This window comes from Flexivirga lutea (assembly GCF_054778955.1).
Genome location: NZ_BAAGZB010000001.1, coordinates 134503 through 150372, shown reverse-complemented (window position 1 = coordinate 150372; position 15870 = coordinate 134503). Strand labels below are relative to the sequence as shown.

Genomic DNA, 15870 nt, shown 5'->3' with positions numbered 1-15870 from the left:
CAAGAGGTCCGGGGCCTTTCGGCTGATCGGGTCAAGACCCGACGGTGGGATACCGTCGAATTACTTGATGATCTTGGTGACCCGGCCGGCGCCGACGGTGCGGCCGCCCTCGCGGATGGCGAAGCGCAGGCCCTCCTCCATGGCGATCGGCTGGATCAGCTGGACGGACATCTCGGTGTTGTCACCGGGCATGACCATCTCGGTGCCCTCCGGCAGCGTCACGACACCGGTGACGTCCGTGGTCCGGAAGTAGAACTGCGGGCGGTAGTTGTCGTAGAACGGCGTGTGACGGCCACCCTCGTCCTTACCCAGGATGTAGACCTGGCCCTCGAACTCGGTGTGCGGGGTGATCGAGCCCGGCTTCACGACGACCTGACCGCGCTCGACGTCCTCGCGCTTGGTGCCACGGAGCAGCAGACCGACGTTCTCACCGGCGCGGCCCTCGTCGAGCAGCTTGCGGAACATCTCGATGCCGGTCACGGTGGTCTTCTGCGAAGCCTCCTTGATGCCGACGATCTCGACCTCTTCGTTGACGTTCAGCACACCGCGCTCGATACGGCCGGTGACGACGGTGCCGCGACCGGTGATCGTGAAGACGTCCTCGATCGGCATCAGGAACGGCTTGTCGGTGTCGCGGACCGGGTCCGGGATCGACTCGTCGACGGCCTCCATGAGCTCCTCGACCGACTTGGTCCACTCCGGGTCACCCTCGAGCGCCTTGAGCGCCGAGACCTTGACGACCGGGGCGTTGTCGCCGTCGAACTCCTGGCTCGACAGCAGCTCACGGACCTCCATCTCGACGAGCTCGAGGATCTCCTCGTCGTCGACCATGTCGGCCTTGTTCAGCGCCACCAGGATGTAGGGGACGCCGACCTGACGCGCGAGCAGCACGTGCTCACGGGTCTGCGGCATCGGGCCGTCGGTCGCGGCGACGACCAGGATGGCGCCGTCCATCTGCGCGGCACCGGTGATCATGTTCTTGACGTAGTCGGCGTGACCCGGCGCGTCGACGTGCGCGTAGTGGCGCTTGTCGGTCTCGTACTCCTGGTGGGAGACGTTGATGGTGATACCGCGCTGGCGCTCCTCGGGAGCGTTGTCGATGTCCTCGAACGCCGACGCCTTGTTCAGGTCGGGGAACTTGTCCGCCAGCACCTTGGTGATAGCAGCCGTCAACGTGGTCTTGCCGTGGTCGACGTGACCGATGGTTCCGATGTTGACGTGCGGCTTGGTCCGCTCGAACTTGGCCTTAGCCACTGTGGGTCCTCCTTCAAGGACAATTTCTGTTCAGCGCCGGGGCGGCGCCTTCGGTGTGTGTTGTTGCGCTTCTTACAAACCGGGCTGACGATAGGCGCTGCGGCATACCACGTTCAATTCGGTATGCCGCGGCGCCCGCGCGTCACTCGCCCCGGATCTTCTTGATGATCTCGTCCGCGACGTTCCGGGGAACCTCGGCGTACGAGTCGAACTGCATCGTGTAGTTGGCACGACCCTGGGTCTTGGACCGCAGGTCGCCGACATACCCGAACATCTCGGACAGCGGCACGACCGCCTTGACGACCTTGGCGCCGCTGATGTCCTCCATGGCCTGGATCTGGCCACGACGGGAGTTCAGGTCGCCGATGACGTCGCCCATGTAGTCCTCCGGCGTGCGCACCTCGACCGCCATCATCGGCTCGAGCAGCGCCGGGTCGGCCTTGCGGGCCATCTCCTTCAACGCCATCGAACCGGCGATCTTGAACGCCATCTCCGAGGAGTCCACGTCGTGGTAGGCGCCGTCCAGCAGGGTCGCCTTGACCCCGACGAGCGGGTAGCCGGCCAGGATGCCGAGCTGCATGGCCTCCTGGATGCCCTGGTCGACCGACGGGATGTACTCGCGCGGGACGCGTCCACCGGTGACCTTGTTCTCGAACTCGTAGAGCTCGCCGTCCTCGGTGTTCAGCGGCTCGATCGTCAACTGCACCTTCGCGAACTGGCCGGATCCACCGGTCTGCTTCTTGTGGGTGTAGTCGTACTTCTCGACCGGGCGACGGATCGTCTCGCGGTAGGCGACCTGCGGCGCACCGACGTTGGCCTCGACCTTGAACTCACGCTTCATCCGGTCGACGATGATGTCCAGGTGGAGTTCGCCCATACCGCCGATGACGGTCTGGCCGGTCTCCTCGTCGAGGCGGACGGTGAAGGTCGGGTCCTCCTGCGCCAGCTTCTGGATCGCGGTGCCCAGCTTCTCCTGGTCGCTCTTGGTCTTGGGCTCGATCGCCACGTGGATGACCGGCTCCGGGAAGCTCATCGACTCCAGGACGATCTGCTCGTTGGGGTCGCACAGCGTGTCACCGGTGGTGGTGTCCTTCAGACCGATCGCCGCGTAGATGTGCCCGGCGACGGCTTCCTCGACCGGGTTCTCCTTGTTGGCGTGCATCTGGAAGAGCTTGCCGACGCGCTCCTTCTTGCCCTTGGTCGAGTTGACCACCTGGCTGCCGGCGGCGATGCGACCGGAGTAGACGCGGATGAACGTCAGCGTGCCGAAGAACGGGTGCGCGGCGACCTTGAACGCCAGAGCGGAGAACGGAGCGTCCTTGCTCGGCTCGCGAGTGACCTCTTCGTCCTCGTTGCCCGGCTTGTGGCCGATCATCGGGGGCACGTCCAGCGGCGACGGCAGGTAGTCCACGACCGCGTCGAGCATCGGCTGCACACCGCGGTTCTTGAACGCCGAGCCGCACAGGATCGGGTAGAGCTCGGAGTTGACGGTGAGCTTGCGGATGCCGGCCTTGAGCTCGGCAGTGGTCAGCTCGCCACCCTCGAGGTACTTCTCCATCAGGGCGTCGTCGGCCTCGGCCACGCGCTCGACGAGAGCCTGGCGGTATTCGTCGGCCTTGGCCTTGAGGTCGTCCGGGATCTCCTGGATCTCGTACTTCGCACCCATGGTGACGTCACCCTTGGCGTCACCGGGCCACACCAGCGCGCGCATCTCGATCAGGTCGACGACACCGACGAAGTCGGCCTCGGCACCGATCGGCAGCTGCAGCACCAGCGGCTCCGCGCCCAGGCGGTCCTTGACCGTCTGCACGGTGAAGTAGAAGTCGGCACCCATCTTGTCCATCTTGTTGACGAACGCGATCCGGGGCACGTCGTACTTGTCGGCCTGACGCCACACGGTCTCGGACTGGGGCTCCACGCCCTCCTTGCCGTCGAACACCGCGACGGCGCCGTCCAGCACGCGCAGCGACCGCTCGACCTCGACGGTGAAGTCGACGTGACCGGGCGTGTCGATGATGTTGATCTGGGTGCCCTCCCAGAAGGAGGTGACGGCCGCGGAGGTGATGGTGATGCCCCGCTCCTTCTCCTGCTCCATCCAGTCGGTCGTCGAGGCGCCGTCGTGGGTCTCACCGATCTTGTGGTTGACACCGGTGTAGAACAGGATGCGCTCGGTCGTCGTGGTCTTACCGGCATCGATGTGCGCCATGATGCCGATGTTGCGGACCTTTTTCAGGTCGGTCAGCACGTCGAGTGCCACGTTGTCTTCTTTCGTGAGTTGAAGTTGATCAGACTCGGATTGTGCGGACGGCGGTCCCGTCCGGGCCCGCCGCCCGGCGTGCAGCACGCCGGGCGACGGTGCGCATCACCAGCGGTAGTGCGCGAAGGCCCGGTTGGACTCGGCCATCTTGTGGGTGTCCTCGCGACGCTTGACCGCGGCGCCCAGGCCGTTGCTCGCGTCGAGGATCTCGTTCATCAGGCGCTCGGTCATCGTCTTCTCGCGACGCTGCCGCGCGTAGCCGACCAGCCAACGCAGCGACAGGGTCGTCGCGCGACCCGGCTTGACCTCGATCGGGACCTGGTAGGTCGCACCGCCGACGCGGCGGCTCTTGACCTCGAGGCTCGGCTTGACGTTGTCCAGCGCGCGCTTGAGCGTCACGACCGGGTCGGTGCCGGTCTTCTCACGGCAACCCTCCAGGGCGCCGTAGACGATGCGCTCGGCGATGGACTTCTTGCCGTCCAGCAGGATCTTGTTGACCAGCTGGGTGACCAGCGGGGAACCGTAGACCGGGTCGACGACGAGGGGGCGCTTCGGAGCGGGGCCCTTGCGAGGCATTACTTCTTCTCCTTCTTCGCGCCGTACCGGGAACGTGCCTGCTGGCGACCCTTGACACCCTGGGTGTCGAGCGAGCCGCGGATGATCTTGTAACGCACACCCGGCAGGTCCTTCACACGACCGCCACGCACCAGCACGATCGAGTGCTCCTGCAGGTTGTGACCCACGCCCGGGATGTAGGCGGTGACCTCGATGCCCGAGGTGAGGCGCACACGCGCGACCTTGCGAAGCGCGGAGTTCGGCTTCTTCGGGGTCGTGGTGTAGACGCGGGTGCACACACCGCGTCGCTGGGGGCTGCCCTTGAGGGCCGGCGTCTTGATCTTGGCGATCTTGTCCTGCCGACCCTTGCGGACGAGCTGGTTGATTGTAGGCAACCTACTGTCTCCGTAACTGATCGAATCTTGTCTGCTGGCACGGGCTTCCGCCCTGGCCAACTCCTTGGGTTTCCCGGTCAGCACGACCCCCGGGGTCGGGAGTGTCGGACCGGCGCCCTCCCCTGCACTTCCCGTGAGCGACAGGACCCGTCGGGTGACCGACCGGCCCAAGCGCTCGATGAGCTGCCCGGCGAGAGCGTGTGGTGGCCTGGTGCCAGGCGACCCGGCATACCCAGCAGCGGGCGGCAGGTCGGCGGGCAGGGCAGAGCCCACGCACGGATCACAATCCTACCGGTCCACTACATGACGGCAAAATCGACGCGATAGCGGCCCTTGCGCCGACGAAGCCGGCTCCGATCTGGCAGATTTGCGGGTGCACCGTGCTGCATCGACATACCTCGTCCGCGCCCCTGGAAAGTGACTCACCTGTGCCGGGAACCCCGCCTCCTGCTCACCCCGTGCTCTCCGTCGTGGTGCCGATGTTCAACGAGGAGGCCGTGCTGCCGCTGTTCGTCGACCGGCTCCGTCCGGTGCTGGACGCCATGTCCGTGCCGTACGAGGTCGTCGCCGTGGACGACGGTTCCACCGACAACACCTCGGTCCTGCTGCAGCGGGCATTGCGCGACTGGCCGGGCCTGCGGGTGGTGCGGTTGCGCGCCAACTCGGGGCATCAGGCCGCGATCTCGGCCGGCCTGCAGCGCTCGCTCGGTGACTGGGTGGTCACCATCGACGCCGACCTGCAGGACCCACCGGAGACCATCGCCCGCATGTATGACGCGGCGGTCGCGCAGAACGTCGATGTCGTCTACGGCGTGCGCACCGACCGCACGACGGACTCGGCCTTCAAGCGGCATACCGCCGGCGCCTTCTACCGGATGATGCGGCGGCTGGCGAAGCTGGACATCTCCCAGGACGCCGGCGACTTCCGGCTGATGTCGCGCTCGACCGTCGACGCCATCACCGCACTGCCCGAGCACAATCGCGTGTTGCGGCTGGTGGTGCCGACCCTCGGCTTTCCGTCCACCACCGTCGACTACCGCCGAGACGCCCGCGCCGCCGGCGACTCCAAATACCCATTGTCGAAGATGATCCGGCTCACGCTCGACTCGATCACCGGCTTCTCGCAGGCACCGCTGCGTTTTGCGACGTGGTTCAGCCTGCTCGGTTTCGTGGTCGCGGCGCTGGTCATGGTCTATGTCGTCGTCAGCAAGCTGAACGGCGGCACCACCTCGGGCTGGGCGTCCACCGTCATCATCCTGACGGTGTTCTCTGCGCTGCAACTGCTGTGCCTGGGCATCCTGGGCGAGTATGTCGGCCGCACCTACACCGCCCTACAGCAACGGCCCAGCTATTACGTCGCCTACGACTCCGAGCACGCCGGTCCGCTGGGGGCGGCGGAGACCGACGAACCGGTCGACTGACCGACTGGTGGGCGATCCCGCCCGCAACCAGCGACCGTTGCCGGTTATGCACGCGATCGGCGCGACATTCGAGGCCCAACCAGCGACTGTTGCCGGTTATGCACGCGATCGGCGCGACATTCGAGGCCCAACCAGCGACTGTTGCCGGTTATGCACGCGATCGGCGCGACATTCGAGGCCCAACCAGCAAGCGTTGCCGGTTGTGTACGTGCCGAACCGGAAAGCCCCCGGCCGCAAGCGGTCGGGGGCCTTCTCAGTCACTCAGTCGATCAGCTGCGTTGTGGAGCTGATCTCCTCACGCCGAAGCCGGTGGGCGCGCTCACTGCCGTTCGCGCGCCCACCGGCTTCAACAATCGTCGATCAGCTGTCGAACCCGAGGGAAGCGTCGTCCAGGCGGACGGCCTCGCCCGAGCCCGGGCCGAAGACCGGGTAGTCGTACGGCTGGTAGTCCGGCAGCGCGTAGAGCGCGGCCTTGGCTTCCTCCGTCGGCTCGACCTTCACGTTGCGGTAACGCGGCAGACCGGTGCCGGCCGGGATCAACTTACCGAGGATGACGTTCTCCTTGAGGCCGAGCAGCGGGTCGCTCTTGGCGTGCATGGCCGCCTCGGTGAGGACTCGCGTCGTCTCCTGGAACGACGCCGCCGACAGCCACGAGTCGGTGGCCAGCGACGCCTTGGTGATGCCCATGAGTTCCGGACGACCCGACGCCGGACGCCCACCCTCGGCGAGGGCACGCCGGGAGGCGTCCTCGAAGCGGGTGCGCTCGGCGAGCTCGCCGGGCAGCAGGTCGGTGTCGCCCGCCTCGATGATCGTCACGCGACGCAGCATCTGCCGCACGATGACCTCGATGTGCTTGTCGTGGATCGACACACCCTGCTGGCGGTAGACGTTCTGGACCTCGTCGACCAGGTGCTTCTGGACGTCGCGGGCGCCCTGAATACGGAGCACCTGCTTGGGGTCGATCGCGCCCTGCACGAGCAGCGTGCCGACCTCGACGTGGTCGCCGTCCTGCACCAGCAGCCGGCCGCGCTTGCTGATCGGGTAGGCGTGCTCGTCCGAGCCGTCGTCCGGGGTCAGCAGGATGCGGCGCGCCTTGTCGGTCTCCTCGATCTGGATGCGACCGGTCGCCTCGGCGATCGGCGCGACACCCTTCGGGGTGCGGGCCTCGAAGAGCTCGACGACACGCGGCAGACCCTGGGTGATGTCATCACCCGCGGCACCACCGGTGTGGAAGGTGCGCATGGTCAGCTGGGTGCCGGGCTCACCGATCGACTGTGCCGCGATGATGCCGACGGCCTCGCCGATGTCGACCAGCTTGCCGGTGGCCAGCGAACGGCCGTAGCACTTGGCGCAGGTGCCGACACGGGACTCACAGGTGAGCACCGAGCGGACCTTGACCTCCTCGACGCCTGCAGCGAGCAGCTTGTCGAGGTTGACGTCGCCCAGGTCCGCGCCGGCCTCGGCCAGCACCGTGCCGTCGACCTCGACGTCGGCCGCCAGCGTGCGGGCGTAGACCGAGGTCTCGACATTCTCGTGCTCGACCAGCGCACCGTCCGCGCCGCGCTGACCGATCGGCAGCGTAAGACCGCGGTCGGTGCCACAGTCGTCCTCGCGGATGATGACGTCCTGCGACACGTCCACCAGGCGTCGGGTCAGGTAACCCGAGTCGGCGGTACGCAGCGCGGTGTCGGCCAGACCCTTACGGGCACCGTGGGTCGAGATGAAGAACTCCAGCACCGACAGGCCCTCACGGAAGTTGGCCTTGATCGGACGCGGGATGATCTCACCCTTCGGGTTGGCCATCAGACCACGCGCACCGGCGATCTGCCGGACCTGGAACCAGTTACCGCCGGCGCCCGAGGACACCATCCGGTAGATCGGGTTCTTGGCATCGAAGTTGTGCTGCATGTCCGTGGCGACCTCGTTGGTTGCCTGGGTCCAGATCTCCACGAGCTCCTGACGGCGCTCGTCGTCGGTGATCAGACCGCGGTCGAACTGCGTCTGGATCTTGGCGGCCTTCTCCTCGTGACCGGCCAGGATGTCCCACTTGTTCGACGACGTCTGCACGTCGCTGATGGCGACGGTGCAGCCCGAGCGGGTCGCCCAGTGGAAACCGGCGGCCTTCAGCGCGTCGAGCGAAGCGGCGACCTGCACCTTCGGGTAGCGCTCGGCAAGGTCGTTGACGACACCCGAGAGTGCCTTCTTGTCGATGTCCTTGTTGAGGAAGGGGTAGTCCTCCGGCAGGGTCTCGTTGAACAGGACGCGGCCCAGCGTGGTGTCCAGCTCGAACGACTTCAGCCGACCGAGTTCGTCGACCTCGACACCCTCGGGGATCTCGAAACCGGCCGGCGGGACCTGGTCGTAGAGACGGATCGTCGCCAGCGCGCCCAGCTTGATCTCGCCCCGGTCGAACGCCATACGGGCCTCGGCCGCGGACGAGAACGCCCGCAGGTGCTCGCCGTCCTCCAGCCTGGCCTCCCCGTCCTGGGCGGACAGGAAGTACAGGCCGGTGATCATGTCCTGGCTGGGCATGGTCACCGGACGGCCGTCGGCCGGCTTCAGCACGTTGTTGCTCGACAGCATCAGGATGCGAGCCTCGGCCTGCGCCTCCGCGGACAGCGGCACGTGCACGGCCATCTGGTCACCGTCGAAGTCGGCGTTGAAGGCGGTGCAGACCAGCGGGTGGATCTGGATCGCCTTGCCCTCGACCAGCTGCGGCTCGAACGCCTGGATGCCCAGACGGTGCAGCGTGGGCGCGCGGTTCAGCAGCACGGGGTGCTCGGTGATGACCTCTTCGAGGACGTCCCACACCTCGGCGCGCTGGCGCTCGACCATGCGCTTGGCCGACTTGATGTTCTGGGCCAGGTCGAGGTCGACCAGCCGCTTCATCACGAACGGCTTGAACAGCTCCAGCGCCATCTGCTTGGGCAGACCGCACTGGTGCAGCTTCAGCTGCGGGCCGACGACGATGACCGAACGGCCCGAGTAGTCGACGCGCTTGCCGAGCAGGTTCTGCCGGAAGCGGCCCTGCTTGCCCTTGAGCATGTCGGACAGCGACTTCAGCGGACGGTTGCCCGGGCCGGTGACCGGACGGCCACGACGGCCGTTGTCGAACAGCGAGTCGACAGCTTCCTGCAGCATGCGCTTCTCGTTGTTGACGATGATCTCCGGCGCACCGAGGTCGAGCAGGCGCTTCAACCGGTTGTTGCGGTTGATCACTCGGCGGTAGAGGTCGTTCAGGTCCGAGGTCGCGAAGCGGCCACCGTCCAGCTGCACCATCGGGCGCAGGTCCGGCGGGATGACCGGCACGCAGTCCAGCACCATGCCGCTGGGGTTGTTCTTGGTCTGCAGGAACGCGGTGACCACGCGCAGGCGCTTCAGGGCTCGCGTCTTGCGCTGCCCCTTGCCCGTCGCGATGATCTCGCGCAGCGACTCGGCCTCGGCCTCCAGGTCGAAGGTCTCCAGCCGCTTCTGCAGCGCCTCGGCGCCCATGCCGCCCTCGAAGTAGAGACCGAAACGGTCCCGCATCTCGCGGTAGAGCACCTCGTCGCCCTCGAGGTCCTGGACCTTGAGGTTCTTGAAGCGATCCCAAACCTGCTCCAGACGCTCGACCTGCTGGTCGGAGCGCTTGCGGATCTGGTTCATCTCGCGCTCGGCCGACTCGCGGACCTTGCGACGGGCGTCCGCCTTGGCGCCTTCCTTCTCCAGCTCGGCCAGGTCGGCCTCGAGCTTCGCCGCGCGGGTGTTGACCGCGTTGTCGCGGGAGTTCTCCAGCTCCTTCTTCTCGACCTCGATCTGCGCCTCGAGCGACGGCAGGTCCTTGTGACGCTGGTCGGTGTCGACGGAGGTGATCATGTATGCCGCGAAGTAGATGACCTTCTCCAGGTCCTTCGGGGCCAGGTCGAGCAGGTAACCCAAGCGCGACGGGACGCCCTTGAAGTACCAGATGTGGGTCACCGGAGCGGCGAGCTCGATGTGCCCCATGCGCTCGCGGCGCACGCTGCTGCGGGTCACCTCGACGCCGCAGCGCTCACAGATGATGCCCTTGAAGCGGACGCGCTTGTACTTGCCGCAGTAGCACTCCCAGTCGCGGGTCGGACCGAAGATCTTCTCGCAGAAGAGCCCGTCCTTCTCCGGCTTCAGGGTGCGGTAGTTGATGGTTTCGGGCTTCTTCACCTCACCGTGGCTCCACTGACGGATGGATTCAGCGGTGGCGAGGCCGATACGCAGTTCGTCGAAGAAGTTGACGTCCAGCACGTTGTGCCTTCCTTCTCGTGTCTAACGAAGGTCTGAAAAGAGTTGGTGTGTCACGAAGTTGGTGAGGTATGCCGGGAAGATCCCGGCACACCTCGACCGGTTGTCTGTTTTCAGACCTCTTCGACCGAGGACGGCTCGCGCCGGCTCAGGTCGATGCCGAGCTCCTCCGCTGCGCGGAAGACCTCCTGGTCGGAGTCGCGCAGGTCGATCAGGCTGCCGTCGCTGGAGAGCACCTCGACGTTGAGGCACAGCGACTGCATCTCCTTGATCAGGACCTTGAACGACTCCGGGATGCCGGGCTCGGGGATGTTCTCGCCCTTGACGATGGCCTCGTAGACCTTCACGCGGCCGGTCACGTCGTCCGACTTGATCGTCAGCAGTTCCTGCAGGGCGTAGGCGGCGCCATACGCCTCCAGTGCCCAGACCTCCATCTCACCGAAGCGCTGGCCACCGAACTGGGCCTTACCGCCGAGCGGCTGCTGGGTGATCATCGAGTAGGGACCGGTGGAACGGGCGTGGATCTTGTCGTCGACCAGGTGGTGGAGCTTCAGGATGTACATGTAGCCCACCGACACCGGCTCGGGGAACGGCTCACCGGAGCGGCCGTCGAACAGCCGGGTCTTGCCGGTGTGGTCCACCAGCCGCTGGCCGTCGCGGGTCGGCAACGTCGAGTCGAGCAGACCGGTGATGACGTCCTCGGACGCACCGTCGAAGACCGGCGACGCGACGCGGGAGTTCGGCGGCGCTTCCTGGGCGTCCGGCGCGATCTGCTGGGCGAACTCGGGGTTGCCCTCGATCTTCCAGCCTCGAGAGGCGGACCAGCCCAGGTGCAGCTCCAGGATCTGGCCGAGGTTCATCCGGCGCGGCACGCCGTGCGGGTTGAGCACGACGTCGACCGGCGTGCCGTCCTCCAGGAACGGCATGTCCTCGACCGGCAGGATCTTGGAGATGACGCCCTTGTTGCCGTGGCGGCCGGCCAGCTTGTCACCGTCGGTGATCTTGCGCTTGTTGGCGACGTAGACCCGCACCAGCTGGTTGACGCCCGGGGGAAGCTCGTCGCCCTCCTCGCGGTCGAAGACCTTGACGCCGATGACCGTGCCGGTCTCGCCGTGCGGGACCTTCATCGAGGTGTCGCGCACCTCGCGCGCCTTCTCACCGAAGATCGCGCGGAGCAGGCGCTCCTCGGGGGTCAGCTCGGTCTCACCCTTCGGGGTGACCTTGCCGACCAGCAGGTCGCCGTCGCGGACCTCGGCGCCGATGCGGATGATGCCGCGCTCGTCCAGGTCGGCCAGCACGTCCTCGCTGACGTTGGGGATGTCGCGCGTGATCTCCTCCGGACCCAGCTTGGTGTCGCGGGCGTCGATCTCGTGCTCCTCGATGTGGATCGAGCTGAGCGTGTCGTCCTGCACCAGACGCTGGGAGAGGATGATCGCGTCCTCGAAGTTGTGACCCTCCCAGGACATGAACGCCACGAGGAGGTTCTTGCCCAGGGCCATCTCGCCGCCGTCGGTCGCGGGACCGTCGGCGATGACCGCACCGGCCTCCACACGGGCGCCGTTCTCGACGACCACGCGGTGGTTGTAGCAGTTGCCCGCGTTGGAGCGGATGAACTTGCTGATGCGGTATGTCGTCTGGGTGCCGTCGTCGTTGAGGACCGTCACCAGGTCGGCCGAAACCTCGGTCACGACGCCGGCCTTCTCGGCACGGACGACGTCACCGGAGTCGAGCGCCGCGCGGTGCTCCATGCCGGTGCCGACCAGCGGCGCCTCGGCGCGCACCAGCGGCACGGCCTGACGCTGCATGTTGGCGCCCATGAGCGCACGCGAGGTGTCGTCGTGCTCCAGGAACGGGATCAGCGCGGTCGCGGCCGACACCATCTGGCGCGGTGACACGTCCATGTAGTCGACCTCGTCGGCCGGGACGTCCTCGGACTCGCCACCACGGCGACGGCTGAGCACGCGCTCCTCGGCGAAGTGGTTGTCGTCGGTCAGCGCCGCGTTGGCCTGCGCGATGACGAAGTTGTCCTCCTCGTCGGCGGACAGGTAGTGGATCTCGTCGGTGACCTCGCCGCCCTTGACCTTGCGGTAAGGGGTCTCGATGAAGCCGAAGGCGTTGATCCGCCCGTAGGACGCCAGCGAACCGATCAGACCGATGTTGGGACCTTCAGGGGTCTCGATCGGGCACATGCGGCCGTAGTGGCTCGGGTGGACGTCGCGGACCTCCATGCCGGCGCGGTCACGGGACAGACCGCCCGGGCCCAGGGCGTTCAGACGACGCTTGTGCGTCAGGCCCGAGAGCGGGTTGTTCTGGTCCATGAACTGCGACAGCTGGCTGGTGCCGAAGAACTCCTTGATGGAGGCGACGACCGGCCGGATGTTGATCAGCGTCTGCGGCGTGATCGCCTCGACGTCCTGCGTCGTCATCCGCTCACGGACCACGCGCTCCATGCGCGACAGGCCGGTGCGGACCTGGTTCTGGATGAGCTCACCGACGTTGCGGATGCGGCGGTTGCCGAAGTGGTCGATGTCGTCGACCTCGACGCGCAGGTCGACCTCCTCGCCGTCCCGGTGACCCTTGATGGTCTCCTGGCCGGCGTGCAGTGCCACGAGGTACTTGATCGTGGCGACGATGTCGTCGACCGACAGCGTGCTGTCGTTGATCGACGCCTCGAGACCGAGCTTCTTGTCGATCTTGTAGCGGCCGACCTTGGCCAGGTCGTAGCGCTTGCCGTTGAAGTAGAGGTTGTCCAGCAGGTTCTGGGCGGCCTCGCGGGTCGGCGGCTCGCCCGGGCGCAGCTTGCGGTAGATGTCCAGCAGCGCCTCGTCCTGATTGGCGGTGTGGTCCTTCTCCAGCGTTGCGCGGATCGACTCGTAGTCGCCGAACTCCTCCAGGATCTGCGCCTCGGTCCAGCCGAGGGCCTTCAGCAGCACTGTGACCGACTGCTTGCGCTTGCGGTCGACGCGGACGCCGACCTGGTCGCGCTTGTCGACCTCGAACTCCAGCCACGCACCACGGCTGGGGATGATCTTGGCGCTGAAGACATCCTTGTCGGAGGTCTTGTCCAGCGCGCGCTCGAAGTAGACGCCCGGGCTGCGGACCAGCTGCGAGACGACGACACGTTCGGTGCCGTTGATGATGAAGGTGCCGCGGTCGGTCATGAGCGGGAAGTCACCCATGAAGACCGTCTGGCTCTTGATCTCACCGGTGGTGGAGTTCATGAACTCCGCGGTGACGAACAGGGGCGCGGCATAGGTCATGTCGCGTTCCTTGCACTCCTCGATGGAGTACTTGACTTCCTCGAACCGGTGGTCGCGGAAGGACAGGCTCATCGAGCCGGAGAAGTCCTCGATCGGGGAGATCTCCTCGAAGATGTCCTCCAAGCCGGACCGGTCCGGGACGTCGACCTTGCCGGCGGCCTTGGCCTCGGCCACACGGGCCTGCCAACGCTCGTTGCCGAGCAGCCAGTCGAAGCTGTCGGTCTGCAGGGCCAACAGGTCAGGAACTTCCAGGGGTTCGCGGATCTTGGCGAACGACAGACGGCCCGAAGCCGTCTTTGCCGAGGAGAGGGATTGGGTCGCAGTGCGCGAGGCAGCCAAGGATGGATCCTTCCACAGGCATTCAAAGCGGGCGATTCGAAATGTGCGTCCACAACCCGCGGCACCACCGCGACCTCATCCCGGCCGTGCGGCACGGCGGCATGGCCCTGGAGATCTCCGCGTCCCGAGGTGAGCCCGGGCGCGCGGACAGAGCGCGGTCAAAGGTGGGTTGGCTGGATATGGGCAGCGCAAAGCAACACAATACCCGAAAAGTGCCCGCATGTCTACACGCGGTAACGATCGGACCTCACAGCCCCCCGGCTCGGAGATTCGATGGAGACGAGCGTGCACCCTCTTCGCCCGTGGGTCAAGGGATACCGGCCGGTTTGGCGTGTCGCGCCCGGATGTGATGGCTCAGGCGGGGTCCCGCGAAGTATTCGGAGGAGCGAAGCGGAGGAGAAACTTCGTGGGGTGCTCAAGCGGACACCTCCGAGCGGTATGCCGCGGGGCTGACGCCATACGCCTTCTTGAACGCAGTGCTCAGGCTGAACGGGCCGCCGTAGCCGACCTCGCGGGACACCGATGCCAGCGTGCGCCGAGTGTCTCGCAGCAGATCGGCCGCCAGCGACAACCGCCACTGGGCGAGGTAGCCGATCGGGGGCATGCCAACGACCGCCTGGAACCGCCGGGCGAGCACCGAACGGGACACGCCGGCAGCCGCGGCGAGCTCGTCGACGGTCCAGGCCCGGGACGGCTCGGCCTTGATCAGCCGCACTGCTTCGGCCACGGCGGGGTCCGTCACCACTCGCAGGCCGGCAAGACCTGCCGGTGCCTCCGCCGCCCAGTCGCGCACGACAGAGATCAGCACGACGTCGAGGATGCGGTCCAGGACGGCCTCCTGACCCAGTGCGTCGCGCGCCGCCTCGGCCACCAGCACCGGCAGCAGCGGACTCTCGGCAGCGTTGACCACCGCGATGCGCGGCAGGGCGGCCGCGAGCACCGTGCCGAGCTGCACCTCCTGGGGGTAGCTGGCGACCAGCATCGTGTCTCGTCCTGCGGCGTCGTTGCCCCACGCACGCACGCCGGTCGCGAGCTCCTCGGACAGGTCCCGCCCGTCCGTGCCGGAGCACGCCTGACCGGGACCGATGTGGATGTCGGGGGCGGTCGTCGGCTCGTCGCTGAGCAGGTAGCGGGTCGCGCCGCGCACCAGCAGCACGTCTCCCGCCACGAGCTGCTGCGGCGCCCGGTCCGCGCAACGCAGCCAGAACCCACCGGTCAGCACCGCGACCACGGTCAGCGGTGCGTCCTCGGCGATCTCCAGGGCCCAGGGCGGCTCCATCAGCACCCGTAGCAGGAACGCGCCGCGGGCGCGCGGCCCGTCCAGGATGTCCGTCGTGCCCGCCAGCTCCGCCATGGGACAGGACTGTAGTGACTGGCCATGACATCGCGTGAGGATCGCCAGATCAGCGGGAGGCACCGGTGGTCACCTGACGCGCGGGCGGCTCGGCACCGGCTGACGGCGATCCGGTGCGGTCCCGTTGGCCGGAGATCAGCCCGGCCACGAGCAGCACGACCGCTCCCGCCGAGAGGACCGCCCGCACCGTGTTGGCCGCGGTCCAGTGCTGCAGGTAGTCGCGCCACAACGGGACCGCACCGGCGGCGTGCGGGTCGATCCCGGCCAGCCGGTTGTTCAGCGGCACGTTGTAGAGCATCGTCAGCAGCATCCCGGCCAGGTATGCCGAGCCGCCGGCCGCCAGCAGTACGTCGGCAGTGGAGCGGTCGCCCCGGAACAACCGGTAGACCAGGTAGCCGCCGGAGACCGCCGCTCCGCAGAAGGCGAGCATGAAAGGGCCTTGCTCGATCGACCGGTTCAGATGCTGCATCCGGGCGATACCGGCGGAGTTCGCCATACGCCCGAGCGAGGGCATGATGCGCGCCGAGAAGTCGGCGTAGACCGCGGCGGTGGCTGCGGAGCCGACGGCGGCGGCCACACTTGCGAGGACGGTGAGTCGAGAGGTCATGACGGGTGGTCTCCTACTGATCGACCGGCCCGGTGCCGGCCCCTGCCCAGTAGTCCACCGCCGGTCGTGCGGCCGATCCATCCGTCAGACGCTCGCGTGCATGCGCGGACGTCCCGGCACACGGCGAGCGCTGCCGTGCCCGCGGAGAACCGGGGTACGGCAGCGCTCGTCGGT

At 67.0% G+C, this 15870-nt stretch carries 9 protein-coding genes; 1 reads left to right on the top strand and 8 read right to left on the bottom strand.

Annotated elements, in window-relative coordinates; genetic code table 11:
* Positions 1-60 precede the first annotated feature (60 nt).
* The 4 genes from tuf to rpsL form a co-directional block, all read right to left on the bottom strand.
* Positions 61-1254 carry an elongation factor Tu gene (gene tuf / locus ACYVBN_RS00735; RefSeq protein ID WP_440283297.1) on the bottom strand — a complete coding sequence of 398 codons (1194 nt, stop codon included), beginning with the start codon at positions 1252-1254 and terminating at the stop codon, positions 61-63.
* Between the two features lie 142 nt (positions 1255-1396).
* Entirely contained in the window at positions 1397-3511 is a 2115-nt protein-coding gene (gene fusA, locus ACYVBN_RS00730; protein WP_460598904.1) for an elongation factor G, read from the bottom strand.
* A gap of 105 nt (positions 3512-3616) precedes the next feature.
* Positions 3617-4087, bottom strand: a complete 471-nt coding sequence (gene rpsG, locus ACYVBN_RS00725) for a 30S ribosomal protein S7 (protein WP_440283299.1) — start codon at positions 4085-4087, stop codon at positions 3617-3619.
* Positions 4087-4461: a 30S ribosomal protein S12 gene (gene rpsL / locus ACYVBN_RS00720; protein ID WP_440283310.1), complete on the bottom strand. Its 375-nt coding sequence runs from the start codon at positions 4459-4461 to the stop codon at positions 4087-4089. The genes rpsG and rpsL overlap by 1 nt, the downstream gene beginning before the upstream one ends.
* A 458-nt stretch (positions 4462-4919) precedes the next feature.
* Here rpsL and ACYVBN_RS00715 point away from each other — a divergent pair, with 458 nt between their 5' ends.
* Positions 4920-5882: a glycosyltransferase family 2 protein gene (locus tag ACYVBN_RS00715; protein WP_440283300.1), complete on the top strand. Its 963-nt coding sequence runs from the start codon at positions 4920-4922 to the stop codon at positions 5880-5882.
* Positions 5883-6242: 360 nt separating this feature from the next.
* Here ACYVBN_RS00715 and ACYVBN_RS00710 read toward each other — a convergent pair whose 3' ends face one another.
* The 4 genes from ACYVBN_RS00710 to ACYVBN_RS00695 all read right to left on the bottom strand — a co-directional run bounded on the left by ACYVBN_RS00710 (position 6243) and on the right by ACYVBN_RS00695 (position 15696).
* On the bottom strand, positions 6243-10139 hold the full coding sequence (locus ACYVBN_RS00710) for a DNA-directed RNA polymerase subunit beta' (RefSeq protein WP_460598903.1): 3897 nt from the start codon (positions 10137-10139) through the stop codon (positions 6243-6245).
* 110 nt (positions 10140-10249) lie between these two features.
* The gene (gene rpoB / locus ACYVBN_RS00705) at positions 10250-13735 is read right to left on the bottom strand and encodes a DNA-directed RNA polymerase subunit beta (protein ID WP_460598902.1); all 3486 of its coding nucleotides are present in this window, start codon (positions 13733-13735) and stop codon (positions 10250-10252) included.
* A 415-nt stretch (positions 13736-14150) separates the two neighbouring features.
* Entirely contained in the window at positions 14151-15089 is a 939-nt protein-coding gene (locus ACYVBN_RS00700) for an AraC family transcriptional regulator (protein WP_460598901.1), read from the bottom strand.
* A 49-nt stretch (positions 15090-15138) separates the two neighbouring features.
* The gene (locus ACYVBN_RS00695) at positions 15139-15696 is read right to left on the bottom strand and encodes an anthrone oxygenase family protein (RefSeq protein ID WP_460598900.1); all 558 of its coding nucleotides are present in this window, start codon (positions 15694-15696) and stop codon (positions 15139-15141) included.
* Positions 15697-15870 lie beyond the last annotated feature (174 nt).

Bases quoted from the DNA above. Each gene is read 5' to 3' on its own strand.
- rpsG (WP_440283299.1), bottom strand. From the start codon at position 4,087: ATGCCTCGCAAGGGCCCCGCTCCGAAGCGCCCCCTCGTCGTCGACCCG.
- ACYVBN_RS00700 (WP_460598901.1), bottom strand. From the start codon at position 15,089: ATGGCGGAGCTGGCGGGCACGACGGACATCCTGGACGGGCCGCGCGCC.
- ACYVBN_RS00695 (WP_460598900.1), bottom strand. From the start codon at position 15,696: ATGACCTCTCGACTCACCGTCCTCGCAAGTGTGGCCGCCGCCGTCGGC.